Annotated in this window: 19 protein-coding genes and 1 pseudogene; 13 read left to right on the top strand and 7 right to left on the bottom strand. The window is 62.4% G+C overall.

Annotated features, from left to right (window positions below):
• Positions 1-2: 2 nt before the first annotated feature.
• The 6 genes from ccmE to IPP03_11550 form a co-directional block, all read right to left on the bottom strand.
• The gene (gene ccmE / locus IPP03_11575; protein MBL0353256.1) at positions 3-464 is read right to left on the bottom strand and encodes a cytochrome c maturation protein CcmE; all 462 of its coding nucleotides are present in this window, start codon (positions 462-464) and stop codon (positions 3-5) included.
• Entirely contained in the window at positions 461-670 is a 210-nt protein-coding gene (ccmD, locus tag IPP03_11570) for a heme exporter protein CcmD (GenBank protein MBL0353255.1), read from the bottom strand. The genes ccmE and ccmD overlap by 4 nt, the downstream gene beginning before the upstream one ends.
• The gene (gene ccsA, locus IPP03_11565; protein MBL0353254.1) at positions 670-1,416 is read right to left on the bottom strand and encodes a cytochrome c biogenesis protein CcsA; all 747 of its coding nucleotides are present in this window, start codon (positions 1,414-1,416) and stop codon (positions 670-672) included. The genes ccmD and ccsA overlap by 1 nt, the downstream gene beginning before the upstream one ends.
• Positions 1,413-2,081 (bottom strand): heme exporter protein CcmB, encoded by a 669-nt coding sequence (gene ccmB / locus IPP03_11560; protein MBL0353253.1) that lies wholly within the window; start codon positions 2,079-2,081, stop codon positions 1,413-1,415. Before ccmB ends, ccsA begins: the two co-directional genes overlap by 4 nt.
• A complete protein-coding gene (ccmA, locus tag IPP03_11555; protein ID MBL0353252.1) occupies positions 2,081-2,695 on the bottom strand; it encodes a cytochrome c biogenesis heme-transporting ATPase CcmA in 615 nt (204 codons plus the stop codon). The genes ccmB and ccmA overlap by 1 nt, the downstream gene beginning before the upstream one ends.
• Positions 2,696-2,822: 127 nt before the next feature.
• Entirely contained in the window at positions 2,823-3,830 is a 1,008-nt protein-coding gene (locus tag IPP03_11550; protein MBL0353251.1) for a cytochrome-c peroxidase, read from the bottom strand.
• 638 nt (positions 3,831-4,468) lie between these two features.
• On the opposite strand from IPP03_11550, the gene IPP03_11545 reads away from it, so the two are divergent.
• The 9 genes and pseudogenes from IPP03_11545 to IPP03_11505 all read left to right on the top strand — a co-directional run bounded on the left by IPP03_11545 (position 4,469) and on the right by IPP03_11505 (position 13,426).
• Positions 4,469-7,153, top strand: coding sequence for a DUF3604 domain-containing protein (locus IPP03_11545; GenBank protein MBL0353250.1), 2,685 nt, complete (start codon positions 4,469-4,471; stop codon positions 7,151-7,153).
• 39 nt (positions 7,154-7,192) lie between these two features.
• Entirely contained in the window at positions 7,193-8,113 is a 921-nt protein-coding gene (locus IPP03_11540; GenBank protein ID MBL0353249.1) for a peptidyl-prolyl cis-trans isomerase, read from the top strand.
• Positions 8,092-9,147 (top strand): HupE/UreJ family protein, encoded by a 1,056-nt coding sequence (locus tag IPP03_11535; GenBank protein MBL0353248.1) that lies wholly within the window; start codon positions 8,092-8,094, stop codon positions 9,145-9,147. The genes IPP03_11540 and IPP03_11535 overlap by 22 nt, the downstream gene beginning before the upstream one ends.
• Complete coding sequence (locus IPP03_11530; GenBank protein MBL0353247.1) at positions 9,144-9,743, top strand: HupE/UreJ family protein; 600 nt, start codon at positions 9,144-9,146, stop codon at positions 9,741-9,743. Before IPP03_11535 ends, IPP03_11530 begins: the two co-directional genes overlap by 4 nt.
• Before the next feature lie 22 nt (positions 9,744-9,765).
• On the top strand, positions 9,766-10,125 hold the full coding sequence (locus IPP03_11525) for a hypothetical protein (GenBank protein ID MBL0353246.1): 360 nt from the start codon (positions 9,766-9,768) through the stop codon (positions 10,123-10,125).
• Positions 10,126-10,205: 80 nt separating this feature from the next.
• Entirely contained in the window at positions 10,206-10,778 is a 573-nt protein-coding gene (locus IPP03_11520; GenBank protein ID MBL0353245.1) for a HupE/UreJ family protein, read from the top strand.
• A gap of 300 nt (positions 10,779-11,078) precedes the next feature.
• Positions 11,079-11,222, top strand: a complete 144-nt coding sequence (locus IPP03_11515; GenBank protein MBL0353244.1) for a transposase family protein — start codon at positions 11,079-11,081, stop codon at positions 11,220-11,222.
• A 281-nt stretch (positions 11,223-11,503) separates the two neighbouring features.
• Positions 11,504-12,379: a site-specific integrase gene (locus tag IPP03_11510; GenBank protein MBL0353243.1), complete on the top strand. Its 876-nt coding sequence runs from the start codon at positions 11,504-11,506 to the stop codon at positions 12,377-12,379.
• A gap of 9 nt (positions 12,380-12,388) precedes the next feature.
• Positions 12,389-13,426, top strand: a pseudogene (locus tag IPP03_11505) (transposase).
• A gap of 433 nt (positions 13,427-13,859) precedes the next feature.
• Here the strand turns inward: IPP03_11505 and IPP03_11500 are convergent.
• Positions 13,860-14,339: a hypothetical protein gene (locus IPP03_11500; GenBank protein MBL0353242.1), complete on the bottom strand. Its 480-nt coding sequence runs from the start codon at positions 14,337-14,339 to the stop codon at positions 13,860-13,862.
• A 205-nt stretch (positions 14,340-14,544) separates the two neighbouring features.
• Between IPP03_11500 and IPP03_11495 the strand changes: the two genes are divergently transcribed.
• From IPP03_11495 to IPP03_11480, 4 genes are read left to right on the top strand one after another with little or no spacing between them, the layout of a single operon-like run.
• Positions 14,545-15,729, top strand: a complete 1,185-nt coding sequence (locus tag IPP03_11495; protein MBL0353241.1) for a hydrogenase small subunit — start codon at positions 14,545-14,547, stop codon at positions 15,727-15,729.
• A 1-nt stretch (position 15,730) separates the two neighbouring features.
• Positions 15,731-16,756 (top strand): hydrogenase 2 operon protein HybA, encoded by a 1,026-nt coding sequence (gene hybA / locus IPP03_11490; GenBank protein ID MBL0353240.1) that lies wholly within the window; start codon positions 15,731-15,733, stop codon positions 16,754-16,756.
• Entirely contained in the window at positions 16,753-17,904 is a 1,152-nt protein-coding gene (gene hybB / locus IPP03_11485; GenBank protein MBL0353239.1) for a Ni/Fe-hydrogenase cytochrome b subunit, read from the top strand. Before hybA ends, hybB begins: the two co-directional genes overlap by 4 nt.
• Before the next feature lie 22 nt (positions 17,905-17,926).
• Positions 17,927-19,639 (top strand): nickel-dependent hydrogenase large subunit, encoded by a 1,713-nt coding sequence (locus tag IPP03_11480; GenBank protein ID MBL0353238.1) that lies wholly within the window; start codon positions 17,927-17,929, stop codon positions 19,637-19,639.
• Positions 19,640-19,641: the final 2 nt, after the last annotated feature.

Raw genomic sequence — 19,641 nt, 5'->3', positions numbered from 1 at the left:
GATCAATAGCTCGCTTTCGGTTTGTCTGCTTCGGCCGCCCTGGCCTGGGCATCGCCGACGGCCTTGGCGGCTTCCGGCGGCATGTAGTTTTCATCGTGCTTGGCCAGCACTTCGTTGGCGGTGAAGGTGTCGGCGGTGGTCATCTTGCCCTGGGCGACGACGCCTTTCCCTTCCTTGAACAGGTCGGGCAGGATGCCTTTGTAATTAACCGTGATGTCCTTGGCCGTATCGGTGACGATGAACGCAATGGTCACGCCGTCGGCTTGGCGCTGCAGGCTGCCTTCCTTGACCAGGCCGCCAATGCGGAAGACCTTGCCCTGCGGTGCCTTGCCTTCGGCGACATCAGTCGGCGAAATGTAGAGCGCGATGTTGCTGTTCAGTGCATTGAGGACGAGGGCGGCAATAATGCCGATGACGGCGAGGGCGCCGCCGATCAGGGCGAGTTTCTTGTGACGCGATTTCATTCAGCGGTATTCCTCTGGCCAGCGCGCGGTTCGGCACGCGATTCGGCGCGTAGTTGACGTTGCAGGCGCGCAATGGTCACCCTTCGATTGCGGGCAACCATGATCGGTTCAATGGTCATGATCAATACGGTGACGCCGAACGAGCCCCAGACATAGAATCCGTAGCCGCCCATGGCGATGAAATCGCCAAAGCTGTTCCAGTGGATCACTTGGCTGCTCCTTCCAGTTCGGCCTTGACCCAGTCGGTGTGGCGCTCGCGTTCGAGTATGATGGTGCGCACCCGCATCATGGCGATGGCGATCGAATACATCCAGAAGCACATCGCCATCAGCAGCATGCCCCACAGCATCGTCGTCGCCATCGACGACTTGGCGAGATTGACGCTCGATCCCTGGTGCAGCGTATTCCACCACTTGACCGAGAAATAAATGATCGGAATGTTGACCACACCGACCAGCAGCAACAGGCCGCCGGCTTTGTCGGCGCGGCGCTGGTCGTCGATTGCTGCGGTCAACGCCATATAACCGATATAAAGGAAGAGCAAGATCAGTTCGGAAGTCAGACGGGCATCCCAGACCCACCAAGCGCCCCACATCGGCTTGCCCCACAGGGCGCCGGTCCATAGCGAGAGGAAGGCCATCAGCGCCCCGGTCGGCGCCAGCGCCTGCGCCATCATGCCCGACAGCCGGGTGTTGAAGGCGAGCCCGATGGCGGCCCAGAAAGCCATGACCAGATAGATGAACATCGACAGCCAGGAAGCCGGGACGTGGATGAAAATGATCCGGTAGCCCTCGCCCTGCTGGAAGTCGGTCGGCGCGACCAGCATGCCGAGCCACAGGCCGGCAAGGCCAAAGACCACCGAGACGGCAGCAAAGTAGGGGATCAGTGTCCCGGCCAGCGGATAGAAGGTGGCTGGCGAAGCGAAGCGGTAAAGGTTGAAGCGGTCTTTCATTCGAGGGCGATCTTCAAGGCAGCGGCCGCTGCCCAGGGGGCGAAGCCAAGTGAGGCAAAGGTGATTGCGGCAAGCAGGGAGAGGTGACCTTCCCCTCCGAGACCAGTCATCGTCGCATCCACTGCGCCAGCGCCGAATATTAGCACCGGGATGTAGAGCGGCAGAACCAGCAGCGAGAGCAGCACGCCGCCGCCGCGTAACCCGAGGGTCAGCGCGGCGCCGATAGCGCCGATTCCGGACAGCGCCGGTGTGCCGATCAAGATTGCCACGGTCAGCACGATCAGCGCATCGGCCGACAAGTCGAACTGGATGCCAAGCACCGGCGCGATCAGTGCCAGCGGCAGACCGGAAACCAGCCAGTGAGCGATCACTTTTCCGGTAACGACCAGGCCGAGCGGATGCGGTGCGAGGGCGAGTTGTTCCAGCGTGCCGTCACGATAATCGTCGGCGAACAAGCGGGGCAGTGAAAGCATGGTGGCAAGCAGCGCGGCGACCCACAGCACGCCGGGGGCGAGCTTGCGCAGCAGGTCGGGTTCCGGCCCGACACCGAGCGGGAAAAGGCTGACGACGATGATGAAGAAAAAGATCGCCGAAACGATGTCGGCCTGGCGGCGCATGGCGAGCCGAAGATCGCGGCCGATGACGGCGGTGATGATCTTGAACATCAGCCGAGGTGCAATTCGCGGACGGTGCCGGCCGGAATGTCGACCAACTGGTGGGTCGTCATCACGGCCAGCCCGCCACGTTGCAGGTGAGCGGAAATAATGCCCGCCAGCCAGTCGACCGCAGTGATATCAAGGGCGACGAAAGGTTCGTCGAGAATCCACAGCGGGCGCTTTTCCTTGATCAGGCGAGCCAGTGCGACGCGCCGCTTCTGGCCTTGCGACAGATATTTGCAGGCAAGATCCTCGCGGCCGGCCAGCCCGACCTGCTCCAGCGCATCGAGCGCATCGTCGTCGGAGAGTTCCTCGTCCGCAAGACGGGCAGCGGCGAGCAGGTTTTCCAGCGGCGTCAGTTCTTCCTTGATCGCGTTGAGGTGGCCAAGATAGCAAAGATCGGCGCGAAATTCGTCGGCAAGCGCCTTGATCGACTCGCCTTTCCAGCGAATTTCGCCGGATTCCGGCGGCAGCAGGCCGATCAACATGCGCAGCAGGCTGGTTTTGCCCGAGCCATTGCGGCCCTGCAGATACAAAAGTTCTCCAGCCTCCAGGCGAAAGCCGAGGCCTGCGAACAGGCGGCGCTCGCCGCGCACGCATTCCAGATTGTCAGCTTCGAGCATGAAAAAACCGATAAAAATCAGGGCTAAATTATGGACGCGCAAGTGTACCGGCAGATTGACGGGAATCAAACAAAGGCAGACAAGAAAAACGGGGGCGGCAGCCCCCGTCGATTTCGCGCTCAAGCAATTATTTCTTGTCGAACGGTGTTGGGCGTGGCGTGGCATCGGCCGACGGCGGCAAAAGCGGCAGCCTGAAGCTTGGCTGGTCGCCGGTCAGGGTCTTCAGGAAGGCAACGATCCTGGCGTTTTCTTCCGGTGTGAATTTCTTGCCGAGCTGGATGCGTCCCATCGTATCGACGGCTTCCGGCAGCGTATTGGCCGCACCATCGTGGAAGTACGGATAGGTCAGCTCGACGTTGCGCAGCGTTGGCACCTTGAAGTTGAAGCGGTCGGCATCCCTGCCGGTCACCGCCGAACGTCCCTCGGCCTTGGTGGAATCATTGTACGGCTCGACCAGACCCATTTTCTGGAAGGAATTGCCGCCGACCGCCGGGCCGTTGTGGCAGGCGATGCAGCCGCTGTCCTTAAACAGCTGATAGCCGGCCAGTTCATCCTTGGTCAGCGCCTTCTTGTCGCCCTTCAACCATTTGTCGAAGCGCGAATTTGGTGTCACCAGTGTTTCCTCAAAGGCGGCGATGGCCTTGGTGACATCCTCGATGGTGATCTTTTCGCTGCCGAACGCTTTCTTGAATTCGGTAACATAGCCCGGGATGGTTTGCAGCATGTCGACGGCCAACGTGTGGCTGAAACCCATTTCGCCCGGATTGGCGATCGGGCCACCGGCCTGGGCTTGCAGGTCAGCGGCGCGGCCATCCCAGAACTGCGCCACGTTAAGGCTCGAGTTCAGTACGGTCGGTGAGTTGATCGGGCCTTCCTGCCAGTTGTGGCCGATCGAGGTCTTGATGTTGTCGGTGCCGCCCATCGACAGGTTGTGGCATGAGTTGCACGAAATGAAGCCCGATTTGGACAGGCGGGGGTCGAAATACAGTTTCTTGCCCAGTTCGACCAGCGCCGGATTGGTGATCTTGGCAGCCGAAATGGGCTGAATCGGTTCCGTGTTGGCAGCCAGTGCCCAGTGGCTGGCCAGCGTACCCGAAATGAGCGAAATGGCTACGGCCAGTAGGGTGCGTTTCATAATCGATCTCCGTCAGTGAAAATGCTCAATTTTCCATCTTGACATATCGGAATGTGCTTATTTTGATCTGGATCAATAGCCCCAATAGCTTCTGGCAATAAGGGTCATGGGATTCCCCTATTATCTATGAGAATATTGTGCCCGCTCTTGCGCGGGGTAGCCCGGTTGAAGTCTTGATCGGCTTGTGTGATGTCGCTGCGCCGCTATTACCAATGGCGCACCTTGCCGGTATCGAGATAACAGGCGGCGCTCGCCGCACACGCATTCCAGATTGTCAGCTTCAAGCATCGAAAAAACCGCGAAAAACCAGGGCCAAATTATGAACGCGCAAGCGTACCGGCAGATTGGCGGGAATCAAACAAACACGGGCAGCAGTGGCCGGGTGGAGCCTGTTGTCATATCGAGCCGTCGAGGTCATCGCAATATTGAAGATGCCGAGGGAGGGGTCGCAATGTAACGATTGCGACCCCGATGAACAACGGGGTCGCCAGAGGGTGCTGTCACACCTGGGGTCTACCGCTTCCCCTGGACCAGGTTTTTTTTGACTGCAATTAGCAATTTGCGACGCCCTTCCCTTGACAGGCTTCACGGTCACTAAATACCATGAATAAACGGTTCATTTCTCTTGGAGTGTTGCCATGATTACACGCCCTATTGTCGCCGCGTTGGTTGCATTCTCACTGATAACTCTCGGCGGCTGCGAAAAGAAGGCGCCCGAGAAAGCGTCCGATGTGCCCGCGCCGCAGAAGGCCGAAGCGCCGCCTCCGGTCCAGGCGGTTGCCACGGCGCCCGAGGCGGCGGCGCAGCCCAACCCCGAGCGCAACGCGTACTTCGGCGAGACGCATATCCACACTAGCTGGTCGGTCGATGCCTGGGTGATGGGCAACCGCATCACCGGGCCGGCGGAGGCCTACCAATACGCCAAGGGCGGCATGATCAAGCACCCGATGGGCTTCGACATCAAGATCGATACACCGCTCGACTTCATGGGCGTGACCGACCACGCGGAGTATGTCGGCGTCACGCGCGAGGCCAACATTCCGGGCTCCTACGTGAGCACGCTGGCCGCGGCGAAGCCGATGATCATGAAGGATCCGAACAGCCAGGAAGAACAGAACAAGGTCTTCTCCTACCTGCTCAAGCTGGCCGGCAGCGCACCGGTAGCGGAGCTGATGAGCCCGAAGGTCACTTCCACGGTGTGGAAGGAGACGGTGAAGCTCGCCGACGAGGCCAACCAGCCCGGCAAGTTCACCGCGTTCTGCTCCTACGAGTGGACCTCGATGCCCGGCAACCGCAACCTGCACCGCAACGTCTTCTTCAAGGACTGCGCGAAGGTGCCCGAGTATCCGTTCAGCGCGCTCGACTCCAAGCTGCCCACCGAACTGTGGAGCTGGATGGACACGCAGCGCAAGGCCGGCAACGAGCTGCTCGCCATCTCGCACAACGCCAATGTTAGCGACGGCTGGATGTACCCGACCGATATCGACAACACTACCGGCCGGCCGATCGACGCCGCCTGGGCGGAGTCCCGCATGCGCAACGAGCGCCTGGTCGAGATCAAGCAGGGCAAGGGCGCGTCCGAAACGCACCCGCTGCTGTCCCCGAACGACGAGTTCGCCAGCTACGAGATGTACGAGGCAATCCTCGGCCTGCCGGCCGATTCCGGACGTATCGACCGTGTCCACGGCAGCTATGCGCGCCAGGCCTTGAAGGACGGCCTGACGATGCAGGACACGCGCGGCTACAACCCCTACAAGTTTGGCATGGCCGGCGGCTCCGATTCGCACAACACCGCCAGCCCGTACCGCCAGGACAACTTCTTCGGCCTGCATGCCGATGCCGACGGCACGGTGGAGCGGCGCTTTGCCGGCGTGCTGATCGGTGGCACGATGGACGTGCGCCTGGAGAACCCTGGCGGCCTGACGGGCGTGTGGGCCGAGGAGAACACGCGTGCCTCGCTGTGGGACGCGATGTACCGCAAGGAGACCTTCGGCGTCAGTGGTCCGCACATCAAGGTGCGGATGTTCGGCGGCTGGGGCTACGACAAGGGCGTCGTCGACGCCAAGGACTGGGTCAAGCAGTCCTACGCCGGTGGCGTGCCGATGGGCGCCGACTTGGCGCCGATGCCCACGGACGGCAAAGGCACGGCGCCGAAATTCGTCGTCTGGGCGATCAAGGATCCGAGCTCGGCGAGCCTTGACCGCATCCAGATCGTCAAGGGCTGGACGCAGGACGGCCAGAGCTTCGAGCGCGTCTTCGACGTCGCCTGGTCGGGTGACCGCAAGGCAGACAAGTGGTCGGGCCGCGTGCCGGCCATCGAGAGCACGGTGGACCTGGAAAAGGCCACCTACACGAATGGCCGCGGCGCGGCAGAGCTGAAAACGGTGTGGACCGACCCCGAGTTCGACCCCGGCTTGCATGCCTTCTACTATGCACGTGTGCTCGAGATTCCGACGCCGCGCTGGACGCTGATCCAATCCGTCAAGTCGGGGCTGCCGCCGCCCGACATCGTTCCGCTTACCGGGCAGGAGCGGGCCTGGACCTCGCCGATCTGGTACACGCCGTCGGCCGACGCGCGCAAGATTGCCCCGACGGGCATGACCGTCACCGAACTGAAGAAGAAAGGCGCGACTGCGCTGACCGAAGCGCAGGTCAAGGCGCTGGTCGTCGGCAAGGCCTACTGGCTGCGCAACAACGTCACCGGTGAGCAGTTCAGCCAGAACTTCACCACCGAGGGCCAGACGATCGTGTTCCGCGTCGGCCAGGGCGCCAACATGCCGAGCAATTTCGGCAACGTGGCGCGTGACGGCTACGAAGGCAAGACCAGTGCCTACAGGATCGAGGGCGGCAAGCTGGTCGTCAACGTCGCGCAGGAGCCCTACGCGTTCACGTTCTACAAGCTCGGCGACACCACCTACCTGGCGCGCAGCAACGAGTTCGGCCATGCCAACTACGAGATCGTCGCGGCGCCGCAGTTCGCGCTGAGCCCGCTTATCGAAGTGGCGAACCATTTCGCGGTCGGCCTGGCGCTGACCGAGCCGCAGCGCCAGCAAATCCTGCCGCTGCTGTCGCAGGAGATCAAGCAACTGGGTGAGTTGAAGAAGGACACCAAACTCAGTGCAGTCGACAAGGTGAAGTCGCTGCGCGAGCAAGGGGTGGCCTTCGACGCGAAGATCTCGCCGCTGCTCAATGCGGATCAGCAGCACAAGTTCCAGGAGATGCGCGAGGCGCTCCGCCGCCGCCTGATCGAGGAGATGGCAGGCGCCGCGGTAGGCAAGGCCAAGGCCAAGGTCGGCACCTGGTTTGCCGATGTGCACAAGTAGCCTCGGACCGGCAATGGCCCGGAGCGACCGATGGGCAGGTTGAGACGCTGGCTGCGTGAACCGCTGCTACACTTCCTGCTCATCGGCGCCATCGGCTTCGGCCTGTACAGCCGCATGCCGGAAGGACAGTTGGCCAGTGCGCCATCGAAGGAGATCCGGCTGACGGTTGGGGAGACAAACCAGCTCGCGATGCTGTTTCAGTCGCAGTGGCGGCGCCCGCCGACGGCACACGATCTGCAGTTAATGGTCGAGAACAAGGTGCAGCAGGAGGTGCTGTACCGCGAGGCGCTGGCGATGGGCCTGGACAAGGACGACGAGATCGTCAAGCGCCGCATGGCGCAGAAGATGCAATTCCTGGCCGAAGACGTGGCGGCGGCGCAGGAGCCGAGCACGGACGCGCTCAAGGCCTGGTTCGAGAAGAACAGCGCCAAGTTCGCGCAGCCCAGCCGCTACGGCTTCCGGCACCTGTACTTCTCGCCCGATCGGCGCGGCGCGGCGGCGCGTGACGATGCGGCCAAGGCACTGGCGGCGCTGGCGAACGAGCCAGAGGATTCGAAGCTCGCCAGTACGCTCGCCGACCCTTTCATGCTGCAGGACTACTACCGCGACCGCGCGGGCGACTTCGTCGGCAAGGAGTTCGGCCCGCCGTTTGCGGTGGCGCTGGCGAAGGCAAAGCCCGGTTCGTGGCAGGGCCCGATCGAATCCGGCTTCGGCTGGCATCTGGTGTACGTGGACACGGTGATTCCCGGGCGCGTGCCGGCCTTCGAGGAGATCGAAGGCGACGTCAAGACCGCCTGGCTGGCCGAGCAGAAGGTGTTGGCCGTGGACAAGGCCTACAAGGACATGCGCGCGAAGTACAGCGTGCTGCTGCCGGCGCCGCCGGATGAGAAGGTCGCGTCCGGGTCCGTGCCACCGCCGGCCGGCGCGGCATCCGTGCCATCGACGCGGGAGTCGCCGTGAGCCTGTGGTCGTGGCGTCTCGGCGCCCTCTTCGCCATCCGACTCGCAGGCGTGCTGGCGGGCCTGCTGCTGGCGCTGCCGGCAGCGCACGCCCACGAAGCGCGCCCGGCCTATCTGGAAGTCAAGGAAACCGCGCCCGGCCACTTCGATGTGCTGTGGCGCACACCGGTGCTGGCCGGCATGCGCTTGCCGATACGGCTGCAGTTGCCCAGCAACGTGAAGGACACCAGCGAGCCCACCGTGCAGGAGCTTGCCGATTCACTGCTCGAAAGGCGAAGCATCGATGCCGGGAGCGCGGGGCTTGCGGGCAAGCGCTTCGAGTTCCCGGGCCTGCAGCTGACGATCACCGACGTGCTTGTGCGCGTCGAACTGCTCGACGGCCGCAAGTGGACCAACATCGTGCGCCCGCAGCAGCCGTGGATCGAAATCGCCGCGGCGCAAAGCGGCTGGGAAGTCGCTGGCACCTACATCGTCGAGGGCATCCGCCACATCCTGTTCGGCGCCGATCACCTGCTGTTCGTGCTTGGCCTTCTGCTGATCGTGAAGGACCGCTGGATGCTGGTGAAAACCGTCACCGCGTTCACCGTGGCGCACAGCTTGACACTGGCAGCCGCGACGTTGGGCAACGTCAGCCCGCCGCTGCTGCCGCTGAATTTCGCGATCGCGCTCTCGATCCTCTTTCTCGGGCCGGAGATCGTTCGCAGCTGGCGCGGTGCGACCAGCTTCACGATCCGCCACCCCTGGGTCGTGGCCTTCGCCTTTGGGCTGCTGCACGGTTTCGGCTTTGCGAGCGCGCTCACCGGCGCCGGGCTGCCACGCAGCGACCTGCCGCTGGCGTTGCTGAATTTCAACATCGGCGTCGAGATCGGCCAGCTCGGTTTCATCGCGCTGGTGCTGGCGCTCGAGCGCTCGTTCCATGTGTTGCAGATGCAGTGGCCGCGCTGGGTCGAGTTGCTGCCGGGCTATGTCGTCGGCGGCCTCGGCGCGTTCTGGACGCTGCAGCGCGCTGCGCCGCTGCTGGCTGTGCTGCGATGAAACCGCAGTCACGCATTCGGCCGGCCCACGCGGCGGCGCTGCTGACACTGTTCGTACAGAGTGCGTCCGCGCACGTCGGCCAGGGCGAGGCCTTCGGCTTCCTCACCGGCTTCCTGCATCCGATCTCGGGTTTCGATCACGTCCTCGCGATGGTTGCCGTCGGCCTGTGGGGCGCGCAGCTCGGCGCGCCCGCGATTTGGGTGTTGCCGATGGCGTTTCCGCTCGTGATGGCCGCGGGTGCACTGCTGGGCTTTCTCGGTGTGCCGCTGCCCGGCGTCGAAGTCGGCATCGCCGCGTCGGCGATCGTGCTCGGTGCAGCGGTGGCGTTCGAACTACGGCCACCGCTCGTGCTCGCGGCGCTGGTCGTTGGCGCGTTCGCGATCTTCCACGGCCACGCACACGGCACCGAGTTGCCGGCGGGGCAAAGCGCGCTGCTCTACAGCATCGGCTTCGTCATCGCGACTGGCGGCCTGCACGCGCTGGGCATTGGCATCGGTACCGCGCACCGTTGGCCATTGGGACGCAAGCTGTTGCGCGCTGCGGGTGCGGCGGTCGCAGGTGGAGGGATATTCTTTCTATGGAGAGCGGCAGCGTGACGGCGGTTCGAGGGGACTTGGCATGAAGGCTGCGCTCGCGCTGGCGGCAATTGCGGAAGCCGTGACCGGCCTGGCCGCCATGGTGGATCCTGTGCTGGTGGTTGGGCTGCTCTTCGGAGCCGAGATTGCTAGCGCCGGGATCCTGGTAGGCCGGTTCGCCGGGATCGCCCTCATCGGCCTGGGCGTCGCCTGCTGGCCGGGCGGTTCGCCGCAGCAGCCGCACATCGGCATGCTCACCTATGGTGCATTGGCGACGCTCTACCTTCTGGTTGTCGGCATTGTGGGCGGCGGCGGTGGCGTGCTGCTGTGGCCCGCCGTCGCAGTCCATGTGTTGATCGTTGCCTTGCTGTTTGCGGGGCTGCGCCGGGGTGCATCCGATTGACTCCCAGCCGCCTTGGCGCTCGCGCGAGCCGATGCATCGCCGAACGAGGCCGGCAGCCTCGGCGCATCGGACCAGGGGCTGTGGGTTTCCTGCTGCTGCTCGCTATCCCATCCGCCGAGGCGCACCTGAATTCGACGGGCCTGGGCCCGGTCTACGACGGCCTGACACATTTCCTGACCAGCCCCGAGGATCTGGTGAGCGCGCTTGCGCTGGCATTGCTGGCCGGGCTGCGCGGCGTCGAGCATGGCCGCCGCGCAGCGTTCGTGCTGCCGGTGGCGTGGCTACTCGGCATGCTGCCCGGACTGAATGTGCCAGCCTTGAGCATCGGGGCGTTCGGTGCGGCCGTCGCCTTGCTCGTATTGGGTGGACTGGTCGTCGCCGACGTCAATATCTCACTGCGGGCGTTGACCGCACTCGGCGCCTTGCTCGGTCTCGTGCATGGTTTCCTAAACGGCAGCGGCATGGGGCTAACGGGCTCGTCTATTGCCGCCGCTCTCGGAATCGTGTCCGCTGTGTTCGTGCTCGTTGTGCTCGTCACCGCATGCGTCGCCGCGCTGCGGACTGGTTGGGCGCGCATCGCGGTGCGGGTCGGCGGCAGCTGGATCGCGGCGAGCGGGTTGCTGATGCTGGGGTGGTCGTTCCGTGGCGGATGAACGTGATCATTACGGCGCGCCGACTGGTCGCGGGACGGGCATCGCCGCGAAATCTCGCCTGAGCAATTGGGGCTCGCTCACATTTTTTTCAACCCAACATTGAGATCGCCATCAGGGCTATCGCATACGCAAATGTCGTAAACCCTGAATATAAGCCGTTCACAGTGAAGAGATTATGACAGGGTCTTGTGAACGCCAACGGAATCAGGTCTACTCTCGACTTTTATTGGGGGGTAGAAATGACACTGGACGAAGCATTCACGGGACTCGCCGACCCGCGCACGGGGCCGGCGCAGCTGCATGACCTGCGCGATGATGGCGCTGTGCGCGGTACTGTGTAGAGCCGATACCTGGGTGGATGTTGCCGAATGGGCCGAGGACAACGAATCCTGGTTGAGGCAGTACTACCGCGCTTCATTGCTCGGCCTCGTGCCTCTGAGGTAAATGCGATTGCCATGGGCCTTCGGACAACTCAAGTTTTCCTTCGGCGTAGGCCGGGGCCCGGGCCAACAAGCCGGAAAATCGAGTGACAGGTTCGTGATCAGTTACCGGTCGCTCGTGGGAGCCGTTTTTTCGGTGCACTAATGTCTGTTGATGGCCGGTGGACTAAACCGCTCGCGCGGTAGAGGCTGCGCATAAGCTGCTGAGTATCTTTGAGATTAGCGTGCTGTTTCCTATGTTGAGAACTGAGGCAATCCGCCTCGTTACTCGACAGGAGCAGCGCCATGACCATCACGACCCAAAGCATCAGCCCGTTGCGTCAACGCATGATCGACGACATGCGGATACGCAAGCTATGCGACAAGACCCAGACTCACTATATTCGCGCCGTTCGGCAATTCGCCGGTTTCCTGGGTCGCTCGCCGGACACCGCGACCATCGAAGACCTGCGACGCTACCAGTTGCACCTCGTTGATCACGGCATATCGCCCGTTTCGCTCAATGCCGCAATCACCGGGCTGAAATTCTTCTTTGACGTGACGCTCGACCATGTGGCGTTGATGGCCAAAATGCAACCTGTGCGAGTCCCGCGCACGTTACCGGTGATCCTGAGCCGCGAAGGAGTGTCGCGCCTGATTGTTGCTGCCGGCAACCTGAAGCACCAGAGCGCGCTCTCCATTGCCTACGGGGCCGGATTGCGCGCCAGCGAGGTGATTTCCCTCAAGGTCGGTGACATCGACAGCCAGCGCATGACACTGCGGGTTGAACAAGGCCAAGGCCAACAAGATCGCTACGTCATGCTCTCACCCGTTCTGCTCGAACGCCTGCGGGTCTGGTGGCGCGTCGCCCGTGCGCAGGGCAAGATGCTTGATGGTGGTTGGCTATTTCCCGACCTGAACCCGATCGATTCGCTCAGCACCCGCCAACTCAACCGCGCCATCCATGCCGCGGCGATGGCCGCCCGGATCGACAAGCGCATCTCGATGCACACCCTGCGTCACAGTTTCGCCACCCACCTGCTGGAACAGAAAGTGGATATCCGCGTGATCCAGGTTCTGCTCGAGCATAAGAAACTCGACACCACCGCGCTGTACACCCAGGTCGCCACCGACATCCTGCGCGAAGTGGTCAGCCCGCTGGAGAATCTGAACCCCGTATAGCTTGTCGCCATGGGGCGTTCTGCCCTCGAGGTCGCGGACATCTTCCGGACCCATGGGCCGGCTTGGCGCCAAACGCAGCAGGCTCACCTGAGTCTGGGGCAACTCAAGGTCATGTCGGCCATCGAGCAGTGCCGCAGCGCGGCACTGGGGGCATGTGTTGCATTGCAATGCTTGCGACCATACAGAGATTGCCTACGCCCCGAAGGAAGTCCCCTTGGGGACAACTCCTGTCGCAACCGGCATTGCCCGAAGTGCCAGGCCAGTGCGGCGCAACGCTGGCTTGCTGCTGGTGGATTACTACCACGTGGTATTTACCTTGCCGGCGCCGATCAGTGCCATTGCGTACACCAACAAGGCCGTCATTTATCGTCTGTTGTTCGAGGTGGCGGCAGAGACGTTGAGTACCATTGCCGCTGATCCCAAGCATCTGGGCGCGCAAATCGGCGCCACGCTGGTGTTGCATACCTGGGGATCGGCATTGACCCATCATCCCCACGTCCATGGCATTGTCCCGGGCGGTGGCCTGTCCCCCGACGGGTCGCGTTGGATTGCCTGCAAGCCAGGGTTCTTCCTGCCCGTTCGCGTCCCCTCCCGCTTGTTCCGGCGGCGGTGCTGGCTTATCTGGCGCGCTATACCCATCGGGTGGCGATCTCGAATCAACGACTGGTGGCCATGGACGACCGTGGCATTACCTTTCGCCGGAAGGATTACCGGGCCAATCGCCAAACCCGTTACAAGACCATGACGCTTAATCCGGGCGAGTTCATGGGCCGTTTCCTGCTGCATGTCCTGCCCAGTGGATTTCACCGGATCCACCACTATGGGTTGATCGCCAATGCCGGACGCCGGGAGAATCTGGCGCGGGTCCGCGAACTGTTGCAGGTGGCGCCCGCGGGCGTTGCAGCAACCGAGGATGCGCCGGCACCAACGGATATCAAGCAACCTACGTTCATCTGTCCTGACTGTGTGGCAGCGATGGTCGTCATCGAGACTTTCGGGCGCGGGCAGCCGATCCGCGCACCACCACTGCAACGCGTCGCACGATGAGCGCATCGCTCTCTCAATATCTCAACTGTCCGTCATCACTGCCGCCAATAGTGACGATACGGGAAGCGATTGCCTGGCGCTACGGAAATGCCCATTCTGGCAGGGTGCGACACCCAAAAACCTGGCCTATCCCCTCAGAGGCCGGTCGATTGAACGCGGCCGTCACCTCGCTGACCGGCTTCATCCTCGTCTCAGTCGGCAATCCGGGCAGTCAAATCCCCATAGCCCGTCGCCTTTCCTGATATCGCCGTCGTGCTCCCCGCGGTTTCCTCCCCCGGCGCTTGTCTGACGCCAGCCCAATGAGCGGCTCCCGTTCCCAGCAGCCATGCCGGTCAGGGCTGGCATCTGACAACCCTTAACAATTGCTGTCTAATACATCCTGGTCAAGTCGACCGTATTTCGTGGTCCGATGTAATGAGATCAGGTGGTCAACTCAGTCGATATTTCGCACACAACCACCGCCGACGGCGATTTTTGGCTCTTTTTCCCGGTCGACCGCGCCCCGTTGAAAGTGCCCCTGGGGTGCAAACATGCACCCATTCGGCAAGGCCGGCGGCAAGCGCCGTGTGGAACAGCGCGGCGCCAGGGCCGGGTTCGGCGCTTTCGAGCAGAATGGGGTCCGTGCGCGACAGCCAGTCCCTCCAGTTCCATCGCCGAGCGGGAGTCTGAGTGGCCGGAGATGGGCGAGGCGGTCGCACTTGACGCCGGCAAGGCGCAACAGTCCTCCGCCCCAAAGCCCGCCATCCGGCCCGAGACCGACAGCGTCGGTGGCTAGGCCATTCAGAGGCTCGCTGACACCATGATCGGCCCAGATCGCTGGAATATGTGGAATGGTGTGGCGCTCGGGCAGGGCTGGGTGGCGTGACGGATGGGTGACGAGATCTTCCTGCCGCAATGCAAAGATACTGACCATTGTTAAGAAAATTATGGAAATAATGTTTCCACATAAGGCATCCATGCGCTTGATGAGTCCCTCCAAGTGACTGAATAAAGGCCACATTCATATCTGGCCGGTTTCTTGCGTTGAAGCCTCCAAAGCAGCTATAGCCAAACCCCCAACAGAGAGACATTGCCGGTCAGCGGCCGGTACCAAGAAGGTGGTAACAGGAGGAGGGTTCATGGCCAAGCAAGATCTGATGTTGCTGGAGAGCGATGAGCGGATCGACGCGGCGGCAACACGCCTGTCGATGACGCGCCGGGAATTCCTGCAGTTTTGTGCGGTTCTGGCGACGACTCTGGGATTGCCACAGGGGGCCGATGCGGCGATTGCCGAGGCGGTGGCGACCAAGCGGCGTCCGAGTGTGATCTGGCTGCATTTCCAGGAGTGCACGGGGTGCACCGAATCCTTGTTGCGCGCCGAACACCCGACGCTGGAAAAATTGATCCTCGACGTCATTTCGCTTGATTACCACGAGACGCTGTTCGCCGCCGCCGGCCACCAGATCGAGGCGGCCCGGCTGCAGGCGATGAGCGAGAACAAGGGCAAATATCTTCTAGTCATCGAAGGCGCGATTCCGACCAAGGATGGTGGCATCTATTGCAAGATTGGCGGCAAGACGGCGATCGAACTGGCCAAGGAATGTGCGGCCGACGCGGCGGCGGTAATCGCCATCGGTTCCTGCGCTTCGTGGGGTGGCATGCCATCGACCGACCCCAATCCGACCGGCGCCTCGAGCGTCTCGCAAGTGCTTGGCAAGCCGGTCGTGACCATCCCGGGTTGCCCGCCCAATCCCTACAACTTCCTGTCTTCCGTCGTCAATTACCTGACCTTCGGCAGCTTGCCTGCGGTCGACCATCTTGGCCGGCCGAAATTCGCCTATTCGCGCCTGATCCACGAGAACTGCGAGCGGCGCGCGCACTTCGACGCCGGGCGCTTCGCCCTTGAGTTCGGCGACGATGCGCACCGTCATGGCTTTTGTCTGTACAAGCTTGGCTGCAAGGGTCCGGAAACCTACGCCAATTGCCCGACCATCCAGTTTGGCGATATTGGCGCCGGCACCTGGCCGGTCGGTTGCGGCCACCCGTGCATCGGCTGCACTGAGCAGGGTATCGGATTCCAGAAGCCCATTCATGCCCTGGCCAAGATGAAGAACATTCAACCCGGCGTCTTCCTGCCAGGCGTTGTCGAGCAGAAAGGCATGGGTGCCACGCTTGGATCAGCCGCCGTGCTGGCGGCGGTCGCCGGAGTTGCGATCGGTGCGGGGGCCAAGCTGACGAGGAATCTCGGGCTCTCGCACAAGGCGGAGGAGATGGAAAAGGCGAAAAAGGCTGGCAAGCCCAGCAACGAATCAGCGGAGGTGTGAGATGCTGAGCAGACGCAATTTTCTCAAGGGTTGCGTGGCCGGCAGCGGCGCCGCGGTAGCGGCACTGGCCCCCGCTCCTGCCGACGCCCGCGGCAACCTGACGAAACCACCCGGCGGCCTCGGTCTGCTGTATGACGCAACGCTTTGCGTCGGTTGTCAGGCCTGTGTTGCCGCGTGCAAGGAAGCGAACAACAATCCGGCCGAATTCAGGACGGCGGACAGGTTGTGGGATACCCCGCTCGACACGACGGGTCACACCTTCAACGTGATCAAGGTCTATGCCAACGGTACCGGCGAAACCAAGGACGTCGAGACAAACGGCTTCTCCTTCATGAAGACGTCCTGCATGCACTGCGCCGATGCTTCGTGCGTATCGGCGTGTCCGGTATCGGCCATGCGCAAGGATCCGGTGACGGGTATCGTCAGCTATAACCCCGATGCCTGTTTCGGATGCCGTTACTGCGTCGCCGCCTGCGCGTTCGGGATTCCCAAGTACCAGTTTGACTCGCCGATCGGCAAGATCGGCAAATGCGAGCTCTGCCGCCACCGCCACAAGGACGGCCACTATTCAGCGTGCGCCGAGGTCTGCCCGACCGGCGCGACGCTGTTCGGCCAGACCGTGGATCTGCTCGCCGAAGCCAGGCGGCGGCTGGCGCTCAAGCCAGGCGAGACGACGCTCATCCCGCGCGGTCGTCTGCCCTATGGCGACATCGAGGCGGAAAAGGCAAGCACCTGGAAGCGGGATCCGGATATGCGTTACGAAGCGCGGGTCGGAAACTACCTGCAGCACATCTACGGCGAACACGAATACGGCGGTACCCAGGTCCTCAAACTGTCGGCGGTGAATTTCGAAAAGGTCGGCATGCCCAAGCTGCCGGAGAGATCCTCAGCTTCGCTCTCGGAGGGCATTCAGCACACGCTGTATCAGGGCATGATCATGCCGATTGCCGTGCTCGGCGTCATGACCTGGGCTGCCAGACGCAATGTCAGGAAGGATGACGATGATTCCAAAGGAGGCGAGTCATGAGCGCCCATCTGCCCGCGGCTCCGGTCGGCGGAAAGCTGATCAATAACACCACGGTCGTCTGCGGCGTCCTCATAGTGCTGATGCTGGCAGTCCTGGCGGCGCGTTTCATTCTTGGCCTGGGCGCGGTAACCAACCTGAACGATGGCTATGCGTGGGGTCTATGGGTGGTGGTGGACGTCCTCATCGGTTCCGCTCTCGCTTGCGGCGGCTTTTCGGTGGCGATGATGGTCTACATCTTCAACAAGGGCGAGTATCACCCGCTGGTGCGGCCCGCCCTGCTGACCAGCCTGTTCGGCTATACGCTGGCCGGTGCCGGCGTCATGTTTGACCTCGGGCGTTACTGGAACTTCTGGCACATCCTGTGGCCCGGCTACTGGAACCTGAATTCGGCCCTGTTCGAGACGGCTCTGTGCATCTCGATCTACATTCTCGTGATGTGGATCGAGTTCTCGCCCGTCTTCATGGAGAAGTGGGGCCTGAACGTGGCCAAGAAAAAACTGGGCAAGGTGTTGTTCTTCTTCATCGCCCTTGGCACCGTGCTGCCGATGATGCACCAATCGTCGATCGGCACGCTGCTGGTTCTGATGGGCGGCCAGGTCAATCCGCTCTGGCAGACTCCCATCGTGCCGCTTCTCTACCTGCTGTCGGCGATCCTCATGGGCTATGGCGTGGTGCTGTTCGAGTCCTGCCTCGCGTCCGCGGCCTACCGGCGGGAAATCGAAACCGTCATTCTGGGCCCGATGGCCAAGGTGATGCTCGGCATGCTCGGCGTCTATCTGATCGTGCGTGTTGTCGACCTGACGGTACGCGGCGCCTGTGGCAATGCTTTCAGCTTTGGCCTGGTGGCGATCTTCTTCTGGGTCGAGATGATCCTGTTCTGCCTGCCCTTCGCGCTAGTTGGCACGGCCGACGCCCGCCGTAACCCGGCCCGGCTCTTCCTGGGGGGGGTCTCCATCATGCTCGCCGGTGCCTTTCTGCGGCTCAACGGCTATCTCATCGGCTTCGATACGGGTCCGGGCTGGCAATACTTCCCGTCGATTCCCGAACTGCTCGTCACTATGGGCATGACCGCAGTGGCAGTGCTTGGATTTATCGTCGTTACCCGCCTCTTCCCGGTGCTGCCGCGCGAAGAAGCAAGCGCCAACTGAATTCCGGAACCAGGAGATAGAAATGTCCAAACGAGTAACCATCGACCCGGTGTCCCGCATCGAAGGCCATCTGCGCGTCGACGTCGAAGTCGACGGCGGGATGGTCAAGAAGGCCTGGGCTTCCGGCCAGATGTTCCGTGGCGTCGAGACCATCTTGATCGGTCGCGATCCGCGCGATGCCTGGGCGATCACCCAGCGTATCTGCGGCGTGTGTACGACGGTTCATGCCATGGCCTCGGTGCGCGCGGTGGAAAACGCGCTGCAACTGGAAATCCCGATCAACGCCCAGTACATCCGCAACATGATCATGCTGGCCCACACCGTCCATGACCATATCGTGCACTTCTACCACCTCTCGGCGCTCGACTGGGTCGACGTGGTTTCCGCACTCAAGGCCGATCCGGGCAAAGCGGCGACTCTGGCGCAGAGCCTGTCCAGCTGGAACGGCAACAGCAAGGCCGAATTCACGCAAGTTCAGGACCGGCTCAAGGGCTTCGTCGGCACCGGCCAGCTCGGCATCTTCACCAACGGCTATTGGGGCCACCCGGCGATGAAACTGTCGCCTGAGGTCAATCTGCTGGCTGTCGTGCATTACCTGCAGGCACTTGAAATCCAGCGCCACGCCTCGAAGATCGTCGCCATCCTCGGCTCCAAGTCGCCGCATATCCAGAATGTCGCCGTCGGCGGTGTCTCCAATCCGCTGTCGCTCGATTCGCAGTCGGTGCTGACCCTCGAGCGCCTGATGGCGGTCAGGAAATGGATTGAATCGCTCGACGATTTCGTCAAGAACGTTTATCTCGTCGATGTTGCCGCGATCGGTGCCTTCTACGCCGACTGGACCAAGTACGGGCGTGGCATCACCGACTACCTGAGCGTGCCGGACATCCCGCTCGATGGCAAGGGCACCGAGTTTGCGCTCCCCGGCGGCTACATCGAGGGTGGAAAACTGGAAAGCTTCAAGCCGATCAAGACGTTTGGTGACCCGTATCTCGTCGATGGCGTTTCGGAGGCGGTCAGGCACTCGTGGTATGACTACAAGGGGGGCGACGACAAGTCGCTGCACCCGTACAAGGGCGAGACGACGCCGAAATACACCGATTTCCAGGACGACGGCAAGTATTCCTGGCTCAAGGCGCCCACCTTCTACGGCAAGCCGATGCAGGTCGGGCCGTTGGCCAGGGTTCTCGGCATGCTGGCCGCCGGCCACGAGCCAACCAAGCAATACGCGACCACGGCGCTCGATCTGGTATCCAGCCTGGCCGGCGCCAAGGTCGGGCTCGACGCCATGCATTCGACCATCGGACGCCACGCGGCCCGGGCCATTGGCTGCGCGGTGCAATGCGACGAACTGGCGAAGCAATGGGATCTGCTGGTCGCCAACATGGCCAAGGGTGATCTTGCCACCTTTAACCATCCGGTTTTTCCGGCGGGTGAGCAGCGCGGCGTCGGCTTCCACGAAGCGCCACGCGGCGTGCTCTCGCACTGGGTCGTGATCGACTCCGGCAAGATCAAGAACTATCAGTGCGTCGTGCCGACCACCTGGAATGCCGCGCCGCGCAACGAGAACAGCACGCCGGGCGCCTATGAGGCCTGCCTAGTCGGCAATCCGGTGGCTGATCCTGAGCGGCCGCTCGAAGTTTTACGCACCGTACATTCCTTCGACCCCTGCTTGGCCTGCGCTGTCCATGTTGTCGACGAGCAGAATAAATCGGCGGTTACCGTGACGGCCGTTTGATC

The organism is Candidatus Dechloromonas phosphoritropha, from assembly GCA_016722705.1.
GTDB classification, from domain to species: domain Bacteria; phylum Pseudomonadota; class Gammaproteobacteria; order Burkholderiales; family Rhodocyclaceae; genus Azonexus; species Azonexus phosphoritrophus.
Note: the sequence above shows the minus strand (reverse complement) of the source record. Positions and strands in the feature narration are given on the sequence as shown.